This window comes from Streptomyces sp. NPDC058470 (assembly GCF_042721055.1).
Taxonomy (GTDB): Bacteria; Actinomycetota; Actinomycetes; order Streptomycetales; family Streptomycetaceae; genus Streptomyces.
This window is the reverse complement of the sequence record NZ_JBHXMF010000004.1, coordinates 107,000-126,367: the sequence shown is the minus strand read 5'-3', so window position 1 is coordinate 126,367 and position 19,368 is coordinate 107,000. Positions and strand designations below refer to the sequence as shown.

22 protein-coding genes and 3 pseudogenes are annotated in these 19,368 nt (G+C 66.5%); 11 read left to right on the top strand and 14 right to left on the bottom strand.

The genetic code is table 11. The features are described 5' to 3' along the window. The first annotated feature begins 11 nt into the window (after window positions 1–11). Both ACFWP7_RS04365 and ACFWP7_RS04360 read left to right on the top strand, forming a co-directional pair. On the top strand, window positions 12–968 hold the full coding sequence (locus ACFWP7_RS04365; RefSeq protein ID WP_384375763.1) for a NaeI family type II restriction endonuclease: 957 nt from the start codon (window positions 12–14) through the stop codon (window positions 966–968). A 14-nt stretch (window positions 969–982) separates the two neighbouring features. Further along, window positions 983–1,471 (top strand): very short patch repair endonuclease, encoded by a 489-nt coding sequence (locus ACFWP7_RS04360; protein ID WP_384376108.1) that lies wholly within the window; start codon window positions 983–985, stop codon window positions 1,469–1,471. Here ACFWP7_RS04360 and ACFWP7_RS04355 read toward each other — a convergent pair whose 3' ends face one another. Then, complete coding sequence (locus tag ACFWP7_RS04355) at window positions 1,472–2,662, bottom strand: DNA cytosine methyltransferase (protein WP_384375760.1); 1,191 nt, start codon at window positions 2,660–2,662, stop codon at window positions 1,472–1,474. It abuts the gene before it with no gap. 161 nt (window positions 2,663–2,823) lie between these two features. Here ACFWP7_RS04355 and ACFWP7_RS04350 point away from each other — a divergent pair, with 161 nt between their 5' ends. Beyond that, window positions 2,824–3,570: an HNH endonuclease gene (locus ACFWP7_RS04350; protein WP_384375758.1), complete on the top strand. Its 747-nt coding sequence runs from the start codon at window positions 2,824–2,826 to the stop codon at window positions 3,568–3,570. On the opposite strand, the gene ACFWP7_RS04345 is transcribed toward ACFWP7_RS04350, so the two are convergent. Continuing rightward, window positions 3,567–4,199, bottom strand: a complete 633-nt coding sequence (locus tag ACFWP7_RS04345) for an ATP-binding protein (RefSeq protein ID WP_384376106.1) — start codon at window positions 4,197–4,199, stop codon at window positions 3,567–3,569. The genes ACFWP7_RS04350 and ACFWP7_RS04345 overlap by 4 nt on opposite strands. A gap of 218 nt (window positions 4,200–4,417) precedes the next feature. Between ACFWP7_RS04345 and ACFWP7_RS04340 the strand changes: the two genes are divergently transcribed. Both ACFWP7_RS04340 and ACFWP7_RS04335 read left to right on the top strand, forming a co-directional pair. Next, the gene (locus tag ACFWP7_RS04340) at window positions 4,418–5,263 is read left to right on the top strand and encodes a helix-turn-helix domain-containing protein (RefSeq protein ID WP_384375755.1); all 846 of its coding nucleotides are present in this window, start codon (window positions 4,418–4,420) and stop codon (window positions 5,261–5,263) included. After that, window positions 5,264–5,614 carry a DUF397 domain-containing protein gene (locus tag ACFWP7_RS04335; protein ID WP_384375752.1) on the top strand — a complete coding sequence of 117 codons (351 nt, stop codon included), beginning with the start codon at window positions 5,264–5,266 and terminating at the stop codon, window positions 5,612–5,614. It abuts the gene before it with no gap. A 60-nt stretch (window positions 5,615–5,674) separates the two neighbouring features. On the opposite strand, the gene ACFWP7_RS04330 is transcribed toward ACFWP7_RS04335, so the two are convergent. Then, entirely contained in the window at window positions 5,675–6,058 is a 384-nt protein-coding gene (locus ACFWP7_RS04330; RefSeq protein ID WP_384375749.1) for a VOC family protein, read from the bottom strand. 48 nt (window positions 6,059–6,106) lie between these two features. Continuing rightward, window positions 6,107–6,489: pseudogene (locus tag ACFWP7_RS04325) on the bottom strand (transposase); the annotation flags it as partial. A gap of 67 nt (window positions 6,490–6,556) precedes the next feature. Here ACFWP7_RS04325 and ACFWP7_RS04320 point away from each other — a divergent pair. After that, on the top strand, window positions 6,557–7,393 hold the full coding sequence (locus ACFWP7_RS04320) for an amidohydrolase family protein (RefSeq protein ID WP_384375746.1): 837 nt from the start codon (window positions 6,557–6,559) through the stop codon (window positions 7,391–7,393). 306 nt (window positions 7,394–7,699) lie between these two features. Here ACFWP7_RS04320 and ACFWP7_RS04315 read toward each other — a convergent pair whose 3' ends face one another. Continuing rightward, window positions 7,700–8,170, bottom strand: coding sequence for a MerR family transcriptional regulator (locus ACFWP7_RS04315; RefSeq protein WP_384375743.1), 471 nt, complete (start codon window positions 8,168–8,170; stop codon window positions 7,700–7,702). A gap of 110 nt (window positions 8,171–8,280) precedes the next feature. Here ACFWP7_RS04315 and ACFWP7_RS04310 point away from each other — a divergent pair, with 110 nt between their 5' ends. After that, a complete protein-coding gene (locus ACFWP7_RS04310; RefSeq protein WP_384375740.1) occupies window positions 8,281–9,330 on the top strand; it encodes an aldo/keto reductase in 1,050 nt (349 codons plus the stop codon). A 386-nt stretch (window positions 9,331–9,716) separates the two neighbouring features. Here the strand turns inward: ACFWP7_RS04310 and ACFWP7_RS04305 are convergent, their stop codons facing one another. From ACFWP7_RS04305 to ACFWP7_RS04280, 6 genes and pseudogenes are all read right to left on the bottom strand, one after another. Then, a complete protein-coding gene (locus ACFWP7_RS04305; protein WP_384375737.1) occupies window positions 9,717–10,085 on the bottom strand; it encodes an ArsR/SmtB family transcription factor in 369 nt (122 codons plus the stop codon). Then, on the bottom strand, window positions 10,082–10,528 hold the full coding sequence (locus tag ACFWP7_RS04300; protein WP_384375734.1) for an SRPBCC domain-containing protein: 447 nt from the start codon (window positions 10,526–10,528) through the stop codon (window positions 10,082–10,084). The genes ACFWP7_RS04305 and ACFWP7_RS04300 overlap by 4 nt, the downstream gene beginning before the upstream one ends. Before the next feature lie 118 nt (window positions 10,529–10,646). Beyond that, a pseudogene (locus ACFWP7_RS04295) lies at window positions 10,647–11,198 on the bottom strand (hypothetical protein). Window positions 11,199–11,253: 55 nt separating this feature from the next. Then, window positions 11,254–11,601, bottom strand: coding sequence for a DUF2690 domain-containing protein (locus ACFWP7_RS04290; protein WP_384376103.1), 348 nt, complete (start codon window positions 11,599–11,601; stop codon window positions 11,254–11,256). A gap of 183 nt (window positions 11,602–11,784) precedes the next feature. Next, window positions 11,785–12,127, bottom strand: a pseudogene (locus ACFWP7_RS04285) (DALR anticodon-binding domain-containing protein); the annotation flags it as partial. Between the two features lie 440 nt (window positions 12,128–12,567). Further along, complete coding sequence (locus tag ACFWP7_RS04280) at window positions 12,568–13,140, bottom strand: DUF1062 domain-containing protein (protein ID WP_384375731.1); 573 nt, start codon at window positions 13,138–13,140, stop codon at window positions 12,568–12,570. A gap of 505 nt (window positions 13,141–13,645) precedes the next feature. On the opposite strand from ACFWP7_RS04280, the gene ACFWP7_RS04275 reads away from it, so the two are divergent. Continuing rightward, the gene (locus ACFWP7_RS04275; protein WP_384375728.1) at window positions 13,646–15,502 is read left to right on the top strand and encodes a protein kinase; all 1,857 of its coding nucleotides are present in this window, start codon (window positions 13,646–13,648) and stop codon (window positions 15,500–15,502) included. A gap of 401 nt (window positions 15,503–15,903) precedes the next feature. Beyond that, on the top strand, window positions 15,904–16,005 hold the full coding sequence (locus ACFWP7_RS04270; RefSeq protein ID WP_384375725.1) for a hypothetical protein: 102 nt from the start codon (window positions 15,904–15,906) through the stop codon (window positions 16,003–16,005). 48 nt (window positions 16,006–16,053) lie between these two features. Here ACFWP7_RS04270 and ACFWP7_RS04265 read toward each other — a convergent pair whose 3' ends face one another. After that, on the bottom strand, window positions 16,054–16,617 hold the full coding sequence (locus ACFWP7_RS04265; protein WP_384375722.1) for an HAD domain-containing protein: 564 nt from the start codon (window positions 16,615–16,617) through the stop codon (window positions 16,054–16,056). Window positions 16,618–16,965: 348 nt separating this feature from the next. Here ACFWP7_RS04265 and ACFWP7_RS04260 point away from each other — a divergent pair, with 348 nt between their 5' ends. After that, a complete protein-coding gene (locus ACFWP7_RS04260) occupies window positions 16,966–17,271 on the top strand; it encodes a hypothetical protein (protein ID WP_384376100.1) in 306 nt (101 codons plus the stop codon). A 79-nt stretch (window positions 17,272–17,350) separates the two neighbouring features. Here ACFWP7_RS04260 and ACFWP7_RS04255 read toward each other — a convergent pair whose 3' ends face one another. Beyond that, window positions 17,351–18,337 carry a GlxA family transcriptional regulator gene (locus ACFWP7_RS04255; protein ID WP_384375719.1) on the bottom strand — a complete coding sequence of 329 codons (987 nt, stop codon included), beginning with the start codon at window positions 18,335–18,337 and terminating at the stop codon, window positions 17,351–17,353. A gap of 174 nt (window positions 18,338–18,511) precedes the next feature. Here ACFWP7_RS04255 and ACFWP7_RS04250 point away from each other — a divergent pair, with 174 nt between their 5' ends. Next, the gene (locus tag ACFWP7_RS04250; protein ID WP_384375716.1) at window positions 18,512–18,988 is read left to right on the top strand and encodes a hypothetical protein; all 477 of its coding nucleotides are present in this window, start codon (window positions 18,512–18,514) and stop codon (window positions 18,986–18,988) included. On the opposite strand, the gene ACFWP7_RS04245 is transcribed toward ACFWP7_RS04250, so the two are convergent. After that, the gene (locus tag ACFWP7_RS04245; protein WP_384375713.1) at window positions 18,985–19,362 is read right to left on the bottom strand and encodes a VOC family protein; all 378 of its coding nucleotides are present in this window, start codon (window positions 19,360–19,362) and stop codon (window positions 18,985–18,987) included. The genes ACFWP7_RS04250 and ACFWP7_RS04245 overlap by 4 nt on opposite strands. Window positions 19,363–19,368: the final 6 nt, after the last annotated feature.

The following is a 19,368-nucleotide window of genomic DNA, read 5'->3' as shown; positions in this document are numbered from 1 at the left end:
GGAAACGAGCTTTGGAAGATTCCCTGTTCTCCCGCGATATCGCAGCGGCCCAAGCTATTGCGAAGCCGAAAAGACCACCCAATCCCGATACGGACCTAATCGATGTCCACAAATGGTTCAGAATGCAACCGAATCTTGAGGTCCGCTTCGGTCAAACTCTTCGCCAATCGATCGACGAAGTACTCGACGGACAGCGGACAGGTCGCTTCAACATGAAAGATCTCGAGAAAACAGAGAAAACATATCTCGGAACTAAAGTCGAGATCATCACACGAGCCGAATTTGAACTCGGGCGTGGAAATAAGATGGACTTCTCCATCGCTGGCCATGACGTGGACTCAAAATTCACAAGCGGAGACAACTGGACAATTCCTCGCGAGGCAGACGGCCACATTTGCCTGCTAATCAAAGCGAGCGACCACAAGGCGAGCTATCAAGTAGGTCTTCTCAGGATCCACGATGATTTTTTGAATCTCGGAGCAAACCGAGACGGAAAGCGGACCCCCTCCGCTGCGGGACGCGATGCCATAGAGTGGATCATCCCGGAAGGTAAGCTCCCCGAGAATATCTTGCTGACTCTTTCCGAGCAGGACAGAGAAGCAATCTTCAAGACTGGCCTTAGTGGCCAGTCACGTACAAATGAGCTCTTCCGCCGCGTGCAGGGCCGCTCGGTAAACCGCAACACAGTCCTCACAGTAGCCCGCCAGGACGACAGCCCGAAGCGTGTTCGTGACGCCCGCCATCATCTGCGCTCCGCGGGAATCATGATTCTCGGCCACCAAAAACAGCATCCATACATCGCGCGCGACCTAGGTCTTCGCGTGCCCGAGAAAGGATCATGGGTAGCGGTTCGCGTTGCGCACCTAGACAACACACAGTCGGCGAGGAGGTCCACGCGAATCTCCGGCCAGGACTACGCAGTCTGGAAAGAAGGAGACCGTCCAGTCCCAGCTCCCGCCGAGTACTGATCGCGGCACTCGTGATGGAGGAACGAGGAGACGGTCTTTCACCCTGGACGCCGCCCGCAGGGTCCTGGGCTTCATCAGCAGCCCGTCGCCGAAATATGCAAGCGATCCGCAGCCGGGACACCACACCTGAGCGCCTGATCCGGAAGCTTGTCCACGCTCGCGGGCTTCGCTACAGGGTCGCAGCCAGACCTCTCCCAGATCTTCGCCGGACGGCAGACATGGTCTTCCGCGCGACGAAAGTGGCCGTCTTCATCGACGGCTGCTACTGGCATGGATGTCCGGAGCACTACGTGTCTCCGAAGACCAATCCCGGCTACTGGTCAGACAAAGTCGCTCGCAACATGGCCCGCGACCGGGACACCGACCAGCGCCTCAAGGAAGCCGGCTGGACGGTACTCCGGTTCTGGGAACATGAGCCTTCAGTGGAGTGCGCTGCCCAGATTGCCACTGAGGTTGAATGGCGTCGCGCCTTGTCAGCCAGGAGGGGCGACAAGGATAGCTGATCAGCCCTTCCTTCGGTCACGCTCGCGAGCCGCCTTCAGGACGTCAACGATCGACTTTCCTACCGCCTTGGCCACCGGCGGCGGAAAGGCATTGCCCACTTGCCTGTACTGCGCGGTCTTTCCGCCAGAGAAGGCCCACTCGGGCGGGAATCCCTGAATGATCGCGGCCTGTTTCACCGTGAGCATCGGACCATCCGGCCCGAAGAGATCCCGACCCTCGGTACCCTTCGCCTTGCAAGTCTCGATGTCATTAGCAACACCAAGTCCCGAGACTCCCAACTGCTTCCACGCAGCCTTCGCGCGGCTAGGACCAAGGTCCGCACCGCCATGCTTCTTCGACCCTCCGACGAGCGTGGGAGCGATTCCCCCACCCTTGCCTTTGAGCTCAGCGTCACGCTTCCGAGCCTGGTCAAGCCAGCCGTCATAGGCCTTACGGGCGCGCACGGCATAGATCCCGTCGAAGTACCGCTGGTACCGGTCCAGCATGGTCGCTTCGAGGCTGTCCGCCACGCTGACCGGATCTTCATGGGTCGGAGTGGGCCACTCGTACTTCACGTCCTTGAGAACGTCGTTGCGAAAGGCCACGAGGATGGCGCGAGGACGGAGCTGCGGGACCCCGAAGTCACTGGCTTCCAGGACTTCCCACTTACAGACGGTGTACCCAAGTCCCGGAGTGTGGGCCTGTTCGCCGTCCTCCTCCAGATAGGAGCCACCCTGGAGCCGAGCCATGATCCAGTCGCGATAGTCAGAGAACTTCGGGTCCATGATCCCCCGGACATTCTCGATCATCACAGCGCGTGGATTGAGCTCCTTGACGAGCTTCAGCATCGTCGGGAAGAGATCGCGTTCGTCATCCTTGCCGAGCTGCTTGCCGGCGTGAGAGAACGGCGGGCACGGGACACCGCCCGCCAATAGATCCAGACCGTGGCTCCCCAGCAACTTCGCACTCTTCGCCAGGTCCCTGGAGGGGACGAACTCCTTGACGTCTGCTGACAGGACGTCGCAATGCTCTCTCTCCCAGCTCCAATCCTTCCGAAGCTTGATGTTGTCGCGGAGCGTGTCGACCGCGTGCTGGTCGATCTCCACCAGCGCAAGGTGCCTGAAGTCGGCCTGATGCAGGCCAATGGCCTGTCCGCCCGCTCCGGCACAGATTTCTACAGAGGTGTACTCGACTTCGTTCACGCGGGTCATGCCCCCTCCTTACACATGTGCAGCGGTGGGCGCTGTGTACGCTCCACCATCACCGAGGGTGACAGACCCCACTGACAACGAGACTCGACCCAGTGTGCAACACGTTCCACGGTTCGCTGAACGCACCCTCCGCCTCGCCGAACACTCATACGATATTGCCTATGAAGACGCCCGCGTGGACCGAGGATGAACTGCTCCTGGCTGGGGCGCTTGTCGTGAAGAACGGCTGGCGCGAGCTGCGCACAGGAGACCTTGAGGTTCAAGACCTGTCCGAGCTGCTGCGGTCGCTTCCGTTCCAGAGCCCAGAAGCTCTCGCGCTCCAAGGTTTCCGCTCCCCCGACAGCGTCAGCCGCAAGACTTCCGACTTCGCCACGAACCATCCCGCCTACCAGGGCAAGCCAACTCGGTGCGGAGAACCTACGCGCCGGATGATCGCTGCCCTCAACGAGCGCGAAGCAGAGATGCTGCACGCCGCTCAGACCCTCAGGAAGGGCATTGACTCTGGCGAGCTGCATCTCATCCCACCACAGCCAGATGAGACCGACGACTCTGGCACCACCGGGGTCGAGGGGCTGCTCCTCACACGCTGGGCACTCTTCCGCGAGCGCGATCCAAAGCTCCGCAAGCTGAAGATTCAGAAGGTACAGAGCAGCGGCCTGCCGCTTCAATGCGAGGTCTGTGCCTTCAACTTCGCCGACGCCTACGGGCCCCTCGGCGAGGATTACATCGAGGTGCACCACATCACCCCCCTCCACATATCCGGGACCCGGGAGACCAAGCTCGACGACCTCGCATGCTTGTGCGCCAACTGCCACCGCATGTGCCACAGGAGCCATCTCGGAGAATCCTGGCGTACACCAGACGCTCTGCGGGACGAGATTCGGAAGTCCGGCCAGGGCGCCCACTAGGCCGCGTCCGATTCGGCCTCGTAGTGCATCTGGGCACGGTCGAGCATGTCGTCTGGGTCGCAACCTCTGGCGGCCGTCCAGTGGAGCAGATCAGCGATCAGCTCCACAGCTGATTCTTCGAGTCCCGCCGACCTTTTGGCGCCCTGCAACACAGCCCCACCTCGCACTCCCCGATAGCTCTCCAAGGCGTCGACGGCCCGCTCAATACGGCGGCAGTCCTGGCCGGGGGACAGCGAGATCTCACACCAGACCGCCTTGCCGACCGCGGTCAGGACGGTCCCCCAGTCCACCGCCAAAGCCGTCAGCAAGTGCAGGCCACGGCCGCATTCTTCATCACATCCCGCGACCCTGAGCGATGGCACCGCTCGGCTCTTGTCATGGACTTCGACACGCAGCCGCCCACTCCGCGATTCCAGGATCAAGGTCGCCGAAGCGCCCTCACCGACGTGCTTGATGACGTTCGTCGCGAGCTCCGTGACGAAGAGCTGGGCTTCGTCGGCAGCTACGGACATACCCCACTGGTCGAGCTGCGCGGCGGCAGCCTTCCGAAGCAGACGGACTTCCGCTGGCTCCGCCTCAAAGGGGAGAACACAGCGGAGTCGGGGTTCGGTGACTTGGTAGCCAGGCACGGCTACTCCTCCCTCCCAGGCCACGCACGTGCTGCACCAGTCGTATTCAAACGACTCCACTGCGTAGCGATCTGTCGACGAGCATGACACAGAGAACTCTCGCTGTGTAACTTCTCATGAGAATCCATCGAGTGAATCTGCTGGCACTTCAACTCCCGTACTGCCTAGCCTGATTGAGATCTCCGGGCTGGCGCCCGGCGCACGCGTGAAGGAGTCGCATGTCCGTCCGGACCACAACACGGCGCCGTCAACTGGGCGCGATGATGCGCAAACTGCGGGCTCGTAAGGGGCTGACCCTTGAGGAGGCCGGGCGACTCGTCGGTGTGTCCAAGGCGACGGTCAGCCGCTACGAGACACAGGTCGGGCCGGTCAAATGGATCGTGATTGATGCGCTGTGCCGCGAGTACAGCGCAACTGAACCCGAGCGGATCGCTGTTGTGGCTCTCGCGAAGGACGCCAAGCAGCAGGGCTGGTGGAGCTCCTTCTCCGACAGCATCCCGGAGAGCATGAACCTTCTGCTCACGCTTGAAGACGAGGCCGTGCGCGAGGACCACTTCTCCTGCGTCTACGTTCCAGGCCTTCTGCAAACCCGCGCGTACAGCACGGCTCTGCAGAAGGCCAACGAAGTGCCTCTAGAGCCGACGGAGATCGAGCGGCTCGTTGACATTCGCATGAAACGCCAAGAGGTACTCACTCGCGCGAAGCCCCCGCGTCTATGGGCGATTCTCGACGAGTCCGTGGTCCGCCGGGTCGTCGGTTCACCGGAGATCATGAAGGAGCAACTCGACCGACTACTTGAAGCGAACGAATCGCCTCACATCACACTCCAGGTGCTGCCGTTCTCCAAAGGAGCTCACTCTGCGGCCCTTGGCAGCTTCGTGATCATCGGCGGCACAGAACAGACCCTTGACGTCGTGTACGTCGACTTCCACACGGGTTCGCTCTTCCTGGAGAAGGACGAGGAACTGAACCGATACCGAGTTGCGTTCGAGTACCTCCGCGCACAAGCGTTGGACATGGAGGCCTCCTCTGCCATGATCCATCGCGCCCGCAAGGAGCTATAGATGCCCGCCGATTCCCTATCCGCCGTCGACCATGCCTGGTTCAAATCGTCATACAGCGGCGGAAATACAACTGAGTGCGTCGAGACCGCCTTCGCCCCGTCCAGCGTGCTCGTACGAGATTCCAAGCGGCCGGAGAGCCCACATCTCGCGGTCTCTGCTGCGGCATGGGTCCGCTTCGTGGCAGAGGTGCACTGCATAGCAGGCGGTTTGAACCGCTCCGGCGGTGAACTCTTCACGGAGCGGCCACAGGAGTTGGAGCGCGCCGAGTTGGCGTTCCAGTACCTCAGCGCTCAGGCACTCGATCTCGAGTCCACCGCGACGCTCATCCATCGCATAAGCAAGGAGTCCTGATGCCCGCATGCTGGAGTCATTGTCAGTAGTTGTGGATCGAGTAGCGTGTGATCCAGCCGGTCATCCCTCGTCCAGGCACAGGCAGAAGGGGTGCCCGGCCGGGTCGAAGAGCACCCGGACGCTCTTCTGCGGATGGAACTCCGCCACTGTGGCGCCCAGGACCACCGCCTCGGCGACCGCCGAATCGAGATCGCCGACCTGGAAGTCGAAGTGCATCATCGGGCGCTGTTCGCCTTCGACCGGAGGCCAGACCGGAGCCCGATAGCCGTCGGCCTGCTGGAACACGAAAAATGGCCCTTGCGGGGAGGCGACGACGATGGTCGTGCCCGGCTCCTCGTGCCCGATGTGCCAACCGAGGAGTTCGGCGTAAAACTTCGCCAGGCCGCTGGGGTCCGGTGCCTCGATCGCAGTTCCCCACCACATACCACCGGTTCGAGATCTCATTCCGGCAGCCTGCCTCATGATCCCGTGCTTGTCGTGCGTGAAGGGTGATCAGGCTGCAGTGGCCTCAGGGCGTTCGACGAGGTGACCGTTCTTGAATCGGGCGCCGTTGTGGACAAGAGCGACGAGGTGGGGTGCGGTGATCGCGCGCCAGCGGGCCTGGGCGGACTCAGCCAGCTTGAACACCATGGCCAGGGCCGCGACCGCGCTGCCGACCCCGCGGGTGGCCTTGGTCCGGAGTGGACGCCCGCAGCTGGAGCACCTGGGCACCCAGGGCGTCCTTCTGTGCCGTGTTTCACGGTGCTGAAAGTGCTCTCGATCGCATTTGTCGTGCGGAGATGCACCCAGTACTCCGCGGGGAAGTCGTAGAACGCGAGGAGTTCGTCGACCTCGCCGGTGATCTTCTTCACCGCCTTCGGCCACTTCGCACCGTAGAGGCTCCTGCCGCCGCAAGGCGGGCCACGGTGGGCGAGCTGGTCCCTGTCCAGCACGCTGGAGACGATGGAGGCCAACCGCATGGCGGTCGGCATCGCCTCCGCGCCGGTACCGTCCGCAGCGTTCCAGGACCGTGCGGTGGCTGAGGAGGGCGTTCGGGTGTGCAACGAGTCGCTGGCCGAACTCGTCGCGGACCATCCCACCCGGTTCGGATTCTTCGCCAACCTCGCGCCGGCCCACGTCGACCTGGCCATCGAACAGGCCGCGTACGCGCTGGACGAGCTCGGGGCGGACGGTGTCATTCTGATGACCTCCGCCGGGGGCCGCTATCTCGAGGACCCGGCCTTCGACCCGCTGTTCGCCGAGCTGAACCGGCGCCACGCGGTGATCTTCACCCACCCCGACCGGCTCCCTGAAGGCGGCAGCGCCCTGCCCGGAGTCGCAGACTGGGTCGCGGACTACATGTTCGACACCACCCGGGCAGCGCTGAATCTGATCACCTCCGGCACTCTGGAGCGCTACCCGAATCTGTCGATCATCCTGTCCCACGCCGGTGGCTTCCTGCCCTACCTGGGCGGACGAGCCGAGCTCGCCGGCCGACTCGGGGAGGGCCCCGCCCCTGCGGCATTCCGGAAGGCACTTCGCCGCTTCTACTACGACACCGCGATGCCCACCTCCCCGTACGCCACCCCTTCGCTGCTGTCCGCCGCCGACCCCACCCATGTCCTCTACGGCACCGACTGGCCCCAAATGCCGGCCGACCAGGTCGGCATCATCACCACTGAACTGGACCGCGATCCGTCGCTGGACGGGCGCACCCGCCAGAACATCAACCGCAACAACGCCCTGCGCCTCCTGCCCCGCCTCGCGGAGCGACTCGGTAACCGATCGAACGTCACCTAGCAACGACCTGGGCACTCTCACCGGCGTTGTCCCTGATCAGCGGATCGGCGAACAGGGGATGAGACAGAGACAAGGTCACGTGAGAATGCACATCCGGGCCACCGGGGGCCACCCCGCGGTGTGGCCCCCGGTGGCCACCACCCCGCGGTGTCCTTGGACAGTGAAGCCAGGCGCCCTGCCATCCGATGGAGGCGTTTGGCAACGAACCTAGGCGGGTTCGGCCCGGATGCGGGCGTAGTGGTCCCGGTCGTAGTCGCTCGGCGAAGGTTCCGGTGAAGGTGCGACGAGCGATCGTGGCAGTGCCGGTTACTCGATCACTGCTTCGTGGCGAAGCGTTGGCGTGTGTTCTCCGTCAGCCGCAGGGGATGGGGCGTGACATTGCCGGCCGGCGGCGCTGTCCTGGTCGGCAATGTCCTCGTACACCCCGACCTTGAACCGGATCAGGTCCAGGGACTCAGTGAGCCTGCCGATCTGGGTGGTGACGTGCGCTTGGTGCTCGCGCATGAGCGCGAGTCGCTCTTCCTCGTTACCGGCTCCCTCTCTGACGAGGTCGGCGTATCGGCGGAGCGCGGGCAGGGGCATGCCTGAGGCGCGGAGAATGATGCAGACGGTCAGCCAGTCGACGTCATCCTGGCTGTAGACGCGGCGCCCGCCGGGTCGGCGGCGCACGGGATTGACGAAGAGGCCCTCGCGCTCGTAGAAGCGCAGCGTGTGAACGCTCAAGCCGGTGCTTTCGGCGACCTGTCCGATGCTCAGACTTATTGTCATCTCAGCCATGCAGGTCAGGGTAACGGGGTTGATCTAGAGCCGAGTCTAGATCCTAGGGTCCCTCGTGCGACCGACTCTTCTGTCGCTCTACCTGCGTTGAACTGGCAAGGGGCATCACCATGCGTTATCGCACTCTCGGCAAGACCGGTATTGAGGTCAGTGTCCACTGCCTCGGGACCATGATGTTCCAGGAGGGCTGCAACCCGGACCACGACGATTGTGTCCGCATCATCCACGCCGCCCTCGACCAGGGAATCAACTTCGTCGACACCGCAGACATGTACGGACAGGGCGAGTCCGAGGAAATCGTGGGCAAGGCGCTGCGGGGGCGCCGTGACGACGTCGTACTCGCCACCAAGGTCCACTTCCCCATGGGCGAGGGGCGCAACCGCGGTGGGAACTCGCGGCGTTGGATCCTCAAGGCGGTCGAGGACAGCCTCAGGCGCCTGAACACCGACTGGATCGACCTCTACCAGGTCCACTTCCCCGACCACTCCACTGACATCGAGGAGACACTCTCGGTGCTCAGCGACCTTGTGCACCAGGGAAAGATCCGCGCCTTCGGTTGCTCGAACTACCCGGCCGAGGAGATCGTCGAGGCACACCACGCCTCCGAGCGGCGCGGCCTCGGACGCTTCCGCACCGCCCAGCCGCCCTACTCGATTCTGGCCCGCGGGATCGAAGCCTCGCTCCTGCCCGTCTGCGAGCGCTACGGAATGGGGGTACTGGTCTGGAGCCCTCTCGCCTTCGGGTTCCTCACCGGCAAGCACCGCAAGGACCAGCCCGTCGACATGGCAACCGGCCGCGCCGCGCTCCGACCGGCATTCTTCGATCCCGCGATCGCCGAAAACGCCGCCAAGCTCGACGCCGTCGAACACCTCATCGAACTCGCGGCAAGCATCGGCTGCACACTCCCGCAGCTCGCCATAGCCTTCACCGTGGCCCACCCCGCCGTCACCTCGGCGATCATCGGACCGCGGACCATGCAGCAGCTGGAGGATCTGCTCAAGGGTGCCGCGCTCACCCTGGACGATGCGACCCTCGACCGGATCGACGAAATCGTGCCGCCCGGAAGGAACATGTACAACCCCGCCGCCTTCCTGCCCCCGCGATCACTGACCGAGACCGCCTTGCGGCGCCGCCCACTCGTCGAGCGCGCCGCGGCCTGAGTGACCTGATCGTGGCGAACGGATTCCTCACTCAGGGCGGCACGGGCCGGCACCGTCTCCCTCACGCCTTCTGAGTCTTCCGGCTCGGCGAAGCCGGCGGCCAGTTCAGGATCGCGACCACGGCGACGCTCCTGTCGCTACTTGCGATCACCGAGCTGGATGCCGGTCCGGGCCCGATGATCTCCGCTCGCCTCAAGTGCCTTGACCAGCCGCAATAGGTTCAGACACGGAGATGAGCCAGTACCTGATCGGCGCTCCATCCTCCGCGACCGACGTCACAGGCGTCACAGGCGTCACAGGCGTCACCGAGGTCAGGGAGGGCCGCCGCAGCGAGCAACCTGTCGTAGGCGCTGCGAAGTGCTGTCGTGTCCATAGCGTGCCGCCCTTCAGGCAGGTCGCGTCGAGGGCGAATCCCGCTCCGCCGCCTCGGCAACACGCTTGATGTTCGCCAGCCGCCGGTCCCAGTCGGCCGCGAGCCCGGCCATCCACCGGGCCGTCGCGTTCAGGGCCGCGGGCCGTACCGCGTACCGCACCTCGCGTCCGACCCGGCCGCCGGAAACCAGCCCGGCGGCGTCCAGGACGGCGAGGTGCTTGACCACCGCCTGCCGCGAGACGGGAAGCCGTTCGGCCAGCGTCGTCGCGGTGGCCTCACCCTGTGCGGCGAGCAGGTCAAGCAGCTGACGTCGCGTCGGGTCGGCCAGCGCGCCGAGGACGCTGTCGACGGCCTCGGCCGCGCCAGGACGTTCTTCCGTCACGTGGCGGGCTGTTCGGCGCGCGTCTTGAGCGCGTCGAGCTCCAGGGGCCAGCCTGCGCTGTGGTCCTTCAGGTTCTGACTGCGCAGTTCCTCGGACCCGGCCAGCACCGCGAACCCGCTCTCGACGACTCGGAGCCGCGTCTGGTCGCCTTCCTGAGCCAACGTGAACTCCACGAGGGTGCTGTTGTTCTCGCGCAGCTCTTCCCCGGGGAACGCGCTGGTCCAGCGGTACGCCAGGTACGTCGGCGGCTCGACCTTCTCCACCCGCACCGGGAAGTCCCCGTGCTCGGCGTTCTTCGCCACCATCAACTCACCTTCCTTGGCCACGGTGCCGGGCAGGGTCGCCTTGTCGGCCACCCAGAACGCGGGTTGGGCCACCAGCGACCAGACCCGCTCCAGGGGGGCCGCGATCAGGGTTTCGCGTTCGATCCGGTCCTCGCTCATGGGGGAACTCCTTCACTGGCGACATTGGGTGCAACCTCAGAGTTGCACATCACCCCTCCAGACGCAACCCGAGGGTTGCACTTCTTCGGCGGGGTCACCCATGGTGGTGAGGGAGGGGTCAGCTCGCCGTTTCCCTGCGCAGCCACTCACCGACAGCGGCGTAGTCAGCGTCGGCGAGGCCCCGGCCCGGGTCGACACGATGGAGCAGGGCTTGACCTCGATGGTGGGCCGACACTCAGGCCCGGTCGGTGTCGGTGATCTCGTCGTCGACCCAGATGAAGACACGTCCGGCTGCCCAGCCGACGAGGGGGCGGGTTTTCCAGTGCAGTCCGTTCCGCTCGTCCCGTTCATCGGCGTCCGATGGCTCCGGCCAGATCACCACTGGCATCTCGAGCAGGCCGACCCGTGGTGCGATGGTTTCGTTCGCGTCGGCCATTCATGTCGTGGCCCAGACCAGCTCGCACGGTAGCGCCGTCAGGCGAGGACCGTGCTCGGGGTTGATCCTGGCCAGAAGTGGGTTCGAGCCGACCCCGTGTGGGTCGAGACCCGTCCGGTAGGTCAGGTGCCCGTGGTGATACTGCGGTGGCGGTGCCCCGAACGGGATGAGCGGTCCGTCGACATCAAGGTCGACATCAAGGAAGAGCAACGGGCGCTGTTCGGAACCGGTCACGGCTGGACGACAGCGCGCGCTTCAGGGGCCCGCCCGATGCCCTTCAGGAAGGCGCTCACCGTGGCTCTCCGGTGGCGGCCCCGCCCACGCGGGCCTCGACGCACTCCCGTTCGCCGTCCGCCGACGCGGGCTGGAAGCAGGCCCGGACGGTGCTGCCGGGGTGGGCCGCGGTCATGCCGGTGTAGACGTAGGTCTCCGTGTCTTCCTTGTCCCCAATGCGCACGTCGTGGGTCGGGCCGGCCGCCGTGACCTCCACCCGGTCGCCGATCCGGGTCCCCCACATCCGGGCCCAGCTCGCGCCGCACTTCTCGCTGTAGCGCAGCTCCACATGGGCGCCGGTAGCGGTGCGGTACGTGGTGAGGGTGTCGGGGCCGGAGCCGCAATCCATGCGCATCGGGTCCAGTCCCTCGCAGGCGGCTCCGTGGCATTGGGGGGCGAGGGAGTACGGGGCGGAGGCCGAAAGCGGTTCGTCCTCCGGGGCATACCGGTCGCCGACGCGATCTGACGGACGGCCCGCACCACGAACCCGCTGCGGCCCGTCCTCTCGTGCGCGAAGAGGACGGGCCGCAGCAGGTACTCCAGGCGCTCAGAGCCGCTCAGGCGTCCGGATGCGCAGCAGGGCCATGCCCCGGTGCAGCGTGCGGGCCGTGACGTCGCACAGGAGCAGACGGTTCGCCACCTGCTCGGGCGTCTCGGCCTTCAGGACCGGGCACTTGTCGCAGAAGGACGTGTACAGCGACGCCACCTGGTACAGGCACGCCGTCAGCTTGTGCGGGGCGTACTCCCGCCTCCCCCTCCGCAACCGTCTCCGCAAACGCTTCCACGTGCAGGCTCAGGGCGCGCTCGGCCTCCGCCGGCTCCAGCTCCGGGTGCGCGGACGGGCGTACGTCGCCGGCCTTGCGCAGGATCGACCGGATCCGGGCGTAGGCGGCGGGTGGATCCGCCGAGCCCGTCGGCGGTCGCCGCCGCGCAGGTTGCGGTACGGGCCGCCGTGGCCCGCGACACAGCGGGGTCGTCGAGAAACGGCGGGTCCGCGTGCGGGGTATGGCGCCGTTCGTCGGGGCCGCCCTCGCCGTCGCTGCGGTCACCGCCGCCGTCCCCGTCTAACCGGCGGTCTCGGTCGATGGTCGCCCGCCGACCACGAGTGCGAACGCCTGCACCAGCGCCTCATCGTGGGCCCTGACAGCAGTGCCGTCCTCGAACGCCAGGAAAAGGGCTCCATATTGGGCAATGTATGGGTCAGCAGAACCCTCCTGTCCACAGGCCCCGCCTGGAAGCTCGGCTGACCGGTCTTCCGGCCACGGCCAGGGCCCGGTGCGCCAATTGCGGCGTACCGGGCCCTTATTCAGGATTCAGGCCCAAGGAGAGCTCAGCGCTTGAGCGTGAACGTGAAGTCTCCGGTGAGCTTGCCGTTCAACCGGACTGCCGAGACGAGTTTGCCCTCCGTGATCAGTCTCTCGACCTCGGCCCGCGAAAGGCCGCAACCTTCAGCGATCAGCCGCACCGGCCGGACGGGGATCCGCGCCGCAAAGCGGACGGACACGTCGATCACCTCGCGGTCCAGGTGATCCGACGCCTCACGGTCCAAGTGATCCGATCCGCCGGTGTCGAGGCGCCAGGCGTTGTCCCAGTCGAGGGCGATGCGATTGCGGCGCTGCACGACCGGATCCTGGAGCAACTCGGCTGTCAGGACGAGGTCGTTGTCATGTAGCCGGTCCAGCAGGTCGGGTCGTACGGAGCGCACGTTCACCCGCTCCAGGACCGTGAGCTTTGCCGTTTCCCCGCACGCGGTGCAGAGCGTGAGGAGCCAGGCGTCGATGAGCTTGTGGTGTGCGTTGACGCGGAATTTGCCGCTTGCCTGGAAGCGCTCGGACGCGCACGCGTGGCAGCGGCGGATAACGAGCGGTAGGCAGGTAGGCGCGACCACCCAGTTTTCGAGCACAGAAGTACACCGGTTTCAGTGAGAAGTCCGCAGCAAAAAGGAGCGCGGCGCGGATGCGCGACGCGCGACAGATCAGCTCTCGGGAGGTCTCACAGGGTGTACAACGGCGCGTCCTTGACTGGGCGACTTGGTTCGGCAGCACGGTAATGGCGTACGGCGGCGCTGCTCCACCGGTTTTCGAGCGCCTCACCGGCAGGCTCTGTCCGGCGGGACGGGGGCGGGGGGAGCGCCGTGGCGTGGGGTGCCGTGACGTGGCGTGGAAGACGTAGGCCCGTTTCGATGGGTGACATCGATGAGCGGCATCCATGAGTGACATCCGTCAGCGACATGCGAGACATCGATGCGGGGGCGTCACTTGGCCAAAGTATGATCGCTCCCTTCGGCTGATGACAGGGCGCTCCTCAACACGCCGTACCCGAGGAGCCGTTGGGCGTTGGGCCGGCCAGAGGCGCCCCGTGGCGCCGCGGGCCCGATCGGTCCTGAAGCAGTGGAAAGGAACCCCACGGTGTCCGACGAAGGACGGCTGATCGCCGACCGCTATCGCATCCTCGACCGGATCGGCCGAGGCGGTATGGCCACCGTGTGGCGCGCCCACGACGATCTCCTCGGCCGCGAGGTCGCCGTCAAGAAGCTCCATCCCCAGCCGCATCTGGACGCCGACGAACTCGCCACCCTCTTCGAGCGCACCCGCCGCGAGGCCCGCAGCACTGCCAGGATCAGCCACCCCAATGTCGTTGTCGTCCACGATGTCGTGGAGGACGAGGGTCTGCCCATCATCGTGATGGAGTACGTGCCCTCGACCACTCTCGCCGACCTGATCAAGGCACACGGCCCGGTCCCGCCCGAAGAGGCCGCCAGGATCGGCCGCGGCGTACTCGCCGCGTTACGGGCGGCGCACCGGGCCGGGGTCCTGCACCGGGACGTGAAACCGGCCAACGTACTGCTCGCCAACGACGGCCGGGTGGTCCTCACCGACTTCGGCATCGCCCAGGCCACCGAGACCTCGACTCTCACCCGCACCGGCCAGTTGGTCGGGTCGATCGACTTCATGGCCCCCGAGCGTCTCGTCGGCGGGCCGCCGGGCCCGGAAGCCGACCTGTGGGCGCTGGGCGCCACGCTCTTCCAGGCGGTCGAAGGGCGCTCGCCATTCCTCCGGGACACGGCGGGGCAGACGATGTACGCCATCGCCATGGAACCGGCTCCCGCGGTCCTCGGCGCCGGGCCTCTCACCCCGCTGATCGAAGCTCTGCTCGTCGGCAACCCGGCCGACCGTATGTCGGCCGAGGACGCCGAGCGCCTCCTGCGGACAGTGGATGCCGACCCGGAACGAATACGGCGAGTGGGCTCCTCCACCACTCCGCCCGCCGCCCGTGCGGCGGCGGCCGCCGACGCTCCAGCTCCAGCTCCGGCTCCAGCTCCAGCGGCTGCGACTCCGGCCGCGAAGCCGGACCCGAAATCGGAACCGTCACCGAACTCGGAACCGTCACCGGCCTCGTCGCCGTCACCGAACTCAGCACGCAGACCACGCAAGGCATCCGCCGCCGGCATGGGGGCCCCGGCAGCGGAACGCCCCCAGCCCGCCACGACAGACCCGCAGGCGCCGCGGCCCTCCGGCGGCCGAAATACCCGTACGAGCCGTACGAGCCGTACGAAGAAGCTGGTCGCGCTTGCTGTAACGGTCGCCACAGCGACACTGATCACGATCTCGTTGCTGATCAACACTGCGCCGGAGAAGAACACCAGCGACGCCACAGCGTCATCCGGCCCGCTCCCGGTCGGCGGCACCACGCCGTCGCAGTCCGCGAACACGCCGACGGCCTCTTCCGTCTCCTCCTCACCGTCGAGCTCTACGGCTTCCAGCGGCACGTCATCGACGGCGCACCCCCCGTCGCAGCAGTCGACGCCCAAGGCCGGACAGGAGGGTCCCGCCCCTGAACCCGGAGACGAGAACCCGACCACCGACAGCGGATCCGACTCATCGGTCGCCCCCGCCACCGGCCATACCCTGGTGGTCGCCGCCTCCGGGAAGTGCCTGAGCAGCGGCGCCGGGACCGAGGGGATACAGCTCATCCAGGCCACGTGCAACGGTTCCGCGGCGCAGCGATGGCAGGTCGGATCGAATGGGAGCCTCCGGTCGTCGGGGAAATGCATGACCGTGGCCGGAGGGGCGACCGATGACCGGACCGAGATCCAACTGAGCGGCTGCAGCGGCGACGCCAGCCAGCAATTCCACCTCTCCGGTACGGAACTCCTGGCTGATCAGTCACAGAAATGCGTCGACATTTTCGGGGGCGAGAGCGGAACAGGAGCGGTCCTCTGGGAGTGCAACGGCCGGGACAACCAGACCTGGACGATTGGCTGACCCGACAGGCTGCGCGGCCGGGCCGACCAGAGCGCGAGTCGATCAAGTCCGCCTGAGACACGGCTTCCGAGTCCCGAGCGAGGCGATCAAGTCCGGTTGCGATGCGGCTTCCAAGTCCTGCGCAAGCGTGTCGTGACATCGTCTGTCTCACTGCGCAGGGCGAGTGAGTGAATGAATGGCACGCCTGCGTGACATCGTCGTCGACTTGGCTCCCCCGCTACTGCGGCCCGTTTCTGGGCTGCCGTACTGAATGCGTACGTCGTTGCGCCGTACGACGATCCGGAACTCGCGCGGCTCCGTGCGCTGGGGACCGCAGGCCCTGAGGACGACCCGACCGCGCTCCTTGAGCCACAGGGCGGTGGCCCCGCCTGTGGTTCCAACTCGTACCGGAGCCCAAGCGCGTGAAGAACCGTGTCCATATGGACCTGGTCACCGACGACTTGGAGGCCGAGACCGTCCGCCTTCCCGGAGTCGTGCGGTTCCTCTCGCGCGCCATGGGGTGAGCCTCAAGAGCGCCCTTCGAAGACTGTCCCAAATCACGGCGGGAGCGCTCAGTCCCGGGCATCCGGGAAGGGTCGGCTCGCGGATTCTCTGCACAGCCAGTCGTTGAGAGCCGCGTAGTCGGCGTCGGTGAGACCCTGGCGCGCATCGACGCGATGAAGCAGGGCCTCACCTCGATGGTGGGCCGATACCCAGGCCCGGTCGGTGTCGGTGATCTCGTCGTCGACCCAGATGAAGTCGCGGCCGACTGCCCAGCCAACGAGGGGGCGGGTCTTCCAGTGCAGGCCGTGGCGCTCGTCCTGCTCGTCGGCGTCCGAAGGGGCCGGCCAGATCACCACCGGCAGCTCCGGCAGACCAAGCCGTGGTGCGACGGATTCGTTCGCGTCGGTCATCCATGTCGTGGCCCAGACGAGTTCGCACGGTAGCGCCGCCAAGCGGGGGCCGTGCTCGGGATTGATCCTGGTCAGGAGTGGATTCGAATCGGCGCGGTGTGGTTCGGGACCGGGCTGGTAGGTCGGATGCCCGCGGGGATACTGCGGCGGCGGCGCCCCGAACGGGATGAGCGGTCCGTCGACATCGAGGAAGAGCAACGGGCGCTGTTCGGAACCGGTCACGGCTGGACGATAGCGCGCGTCGGGACCCGATCGATGCCGTTCAGGTGAAGGTTGATCTTTGATCGCCAGGGTTACGGGACTGGTGGTTCCTCACCGGCCAGACCGTCCTCAACCACCTCGGCGGAGCCGAGGACGTCGCCGATATCGCCGATGTTGTCGATGTCATCGCCTCCTACGACGGTCGCTGGATCACCGGCCCGGTCCTCGACGCCAACGGCGGCCTCCGCCTCGGCGTCCGAGCCTGACCCGATCCTCTGGACCCATCCCCCAGCACCGCGCCGCGGCGAGCTAGCCTCGGTTCGTCCGAGACACGTAGCAGTGGAGGCAGTGGAGGCAGTGATGGCGAAGGTGGCGAGGGTACCGGCCGCGGTGGTGGCCGCGAGTGGACTCATTGGTGGGTACGGCGTGGCCCGCTGGACCAAGAAGCGGCAGCTCGGCGGGATCGTGCTGGCCGCCGCCGGAGCCACGGCCGCTCAGCAGTGGCGGCAGCAGGCCGGCGGGAGGGCCGCCGGGGCGCTGACCGTCGCGTACGTCGCCGCCTTCGCCGGGTCTCATCCGCTGTCCAAGAAAGTGGGCGCCTGGCCCGCCGTGTTCGGCGCCGCCGGGGCCGTCGCCCTCGCCTCCTGGGCCGTGGCCGACCGACGGGCCGCCTGAGCAGCACACGGCCCCGACCCCTCTGAGCCGTAGCCGACCGACGGGCCGCCTGAGCAGCGAACGGCCCCGACAACCTCGCCTACGAGGCAACGGCAGCGGCAGCCGAGCCCGTCCCCGCCCCGTCCACCCCCTGAAACGCCCGCCGATACGCATACGGACTCGTCCCCACCACCCTCTTGAACCGCTCCCGGAACGCCGTCGGGGAGCCGAACCCCGCCTGGGACGCGATGCGTTCGACCGGATACGTGGTCGTCTCCAGGAGGTACTGTGCGCGCCGTACCCGCGCCCGGTGCAGCCACTGCAGAGGCGTCGTGCCCGTCTGTTCCCGGAAGCGGCGGTTGAGCGTACGGGTGCTCATGTCGGCGTGGGCGGCGATGTCCTCCAGGGTCAGTTCCCGCTCGGCGTTCTCCTCCAGCCAGTCGAGGAGGGGCTCCAGGGTGGCGCCGGCCGGTACCGGTGGCCGGGTGTGGATGATGAACTGGGCCTGGCCGCCCTCCCGTTCGAGCGGCACGACCGACATCCGGGCCGCGTGCGCGGCGACGGCCGAGCCGTGGTCCTTGCGGATCATGTGCAGGCACATGTCGATCGAGGCGGCGGCGCCCGCCGAGGTGAGGAACTGGCCGTTGTCGACGTAGAGGACATTCGGGTCGACGGTCACGGCGGGGTACATCTGCGCGAGGTCCCGGGCCGCGATCCAGTGCGTCGTCGCGCGCAGCCCGTCCAGCAGGCCGGTGGCGGCGAAGACGAACGCGCCCACGCAGATCGAGGCGATCCGGGTGCCGTTCGCGGCCGCCGCGCGCACCGCCTCCGCGACGCCCGGCGGAAGCGGCACGGTCGGGTCGGCGACACCCGGCAGGATGATCGTGTCCGCCTCGGCCAGCGCCTCCAGGCCGTACGGGGCTCGCACCGCGAACGGACCCGCGCTCACCTCCTCCGTCACCGAGCAGACCCGGATCCGGTACGCCTCCCGCCCGTCCGGCAGCCGCGCCCAGCCGAAGGTGTCGATCGGGGCGGAGAGATCGAAGGGGATGACCTGATCGAGCGCGAGTACGGCAACGGTGTGCATGGCAAAAGGGTAGGGGTGCGACGGTTTCCGGTCAGCAGCGGTACGCATCACACGCGCCGGGAAGCACGAGCTCGGGCGACTCTGGCACCCTCCCCAACCGCCCTGGCGAGAATCCGTTGAGTACTGGCAATATCGCCACTTCTGGAAGATCCCCGCCGCCCCTACCGTCACCCCGTGACCAAGTTCCTCCTCGCCGTCCACGTCATCGTCGCGATCGTCGCCATCGGGCCCGTCACGGTCGCCGCCAGCATGTTCCCGCCCACCGCGCGCAAGGCGCTCGCCGAACCGGGGGACGCGCAGACCCTCGCGACCACGCGCCTGCTGCATCGCATCTGCCAGGTGTACGCCACCGTCAGCGTCGCCGTTCCCGTCTTCGGGTTCGCCACGGCGAACAACATGGGCGTACTCGGCGACACCTGGCTGATCGTCTCGATGGCGTTGACGGCCCTCGCCGCGGTCGTCCTCGCCGCGCTGGTGCTGCCGAGGCAGGCGTCGATCATGGAGGGCATCTGGGACGCCGGGGGCCGTGCGGTCACGGTGACCCCGCGGGCGACCGCACAGCTCGCCATGTTCACCGGGATCTTCAACCTGCTCTGGGCCACCGTCACGGTCCTGATGATCATCCGGCCGGGTTCTACGACGGGGGCTTAACCCGTGAGGGGTTCCGCTCCCCTATGCCCCAGCACATTCACCACCCGCCCGTTCGGATCCCGTACGAAGAAGCGCCGTACGCCCCACTCCTCGTCCCGCAGCTCCCGTACGACCTCCGCGCCCGAGGCGAGCACCTGCGCGTACACGGCGTCGACGTCGTCGACCTCCACGCTCAGGTCGGGGACGACGGGGGCGGTCCGCTCCTCGGTGAAGAAGCTGATCTGGGCGGTGGGGTTGGAAGGGGAGGCGAGGGTCATGACCCAGCCCAGGTGCATGACTTGCTCCAGGCCGAGCAGGCCGTAGAAGTCACTGTTGGTCCTCATCGACTCCTCGGAGTCGACCTGGATGTCGGGGACGATCCTGCGGACGGTCATGGGGAG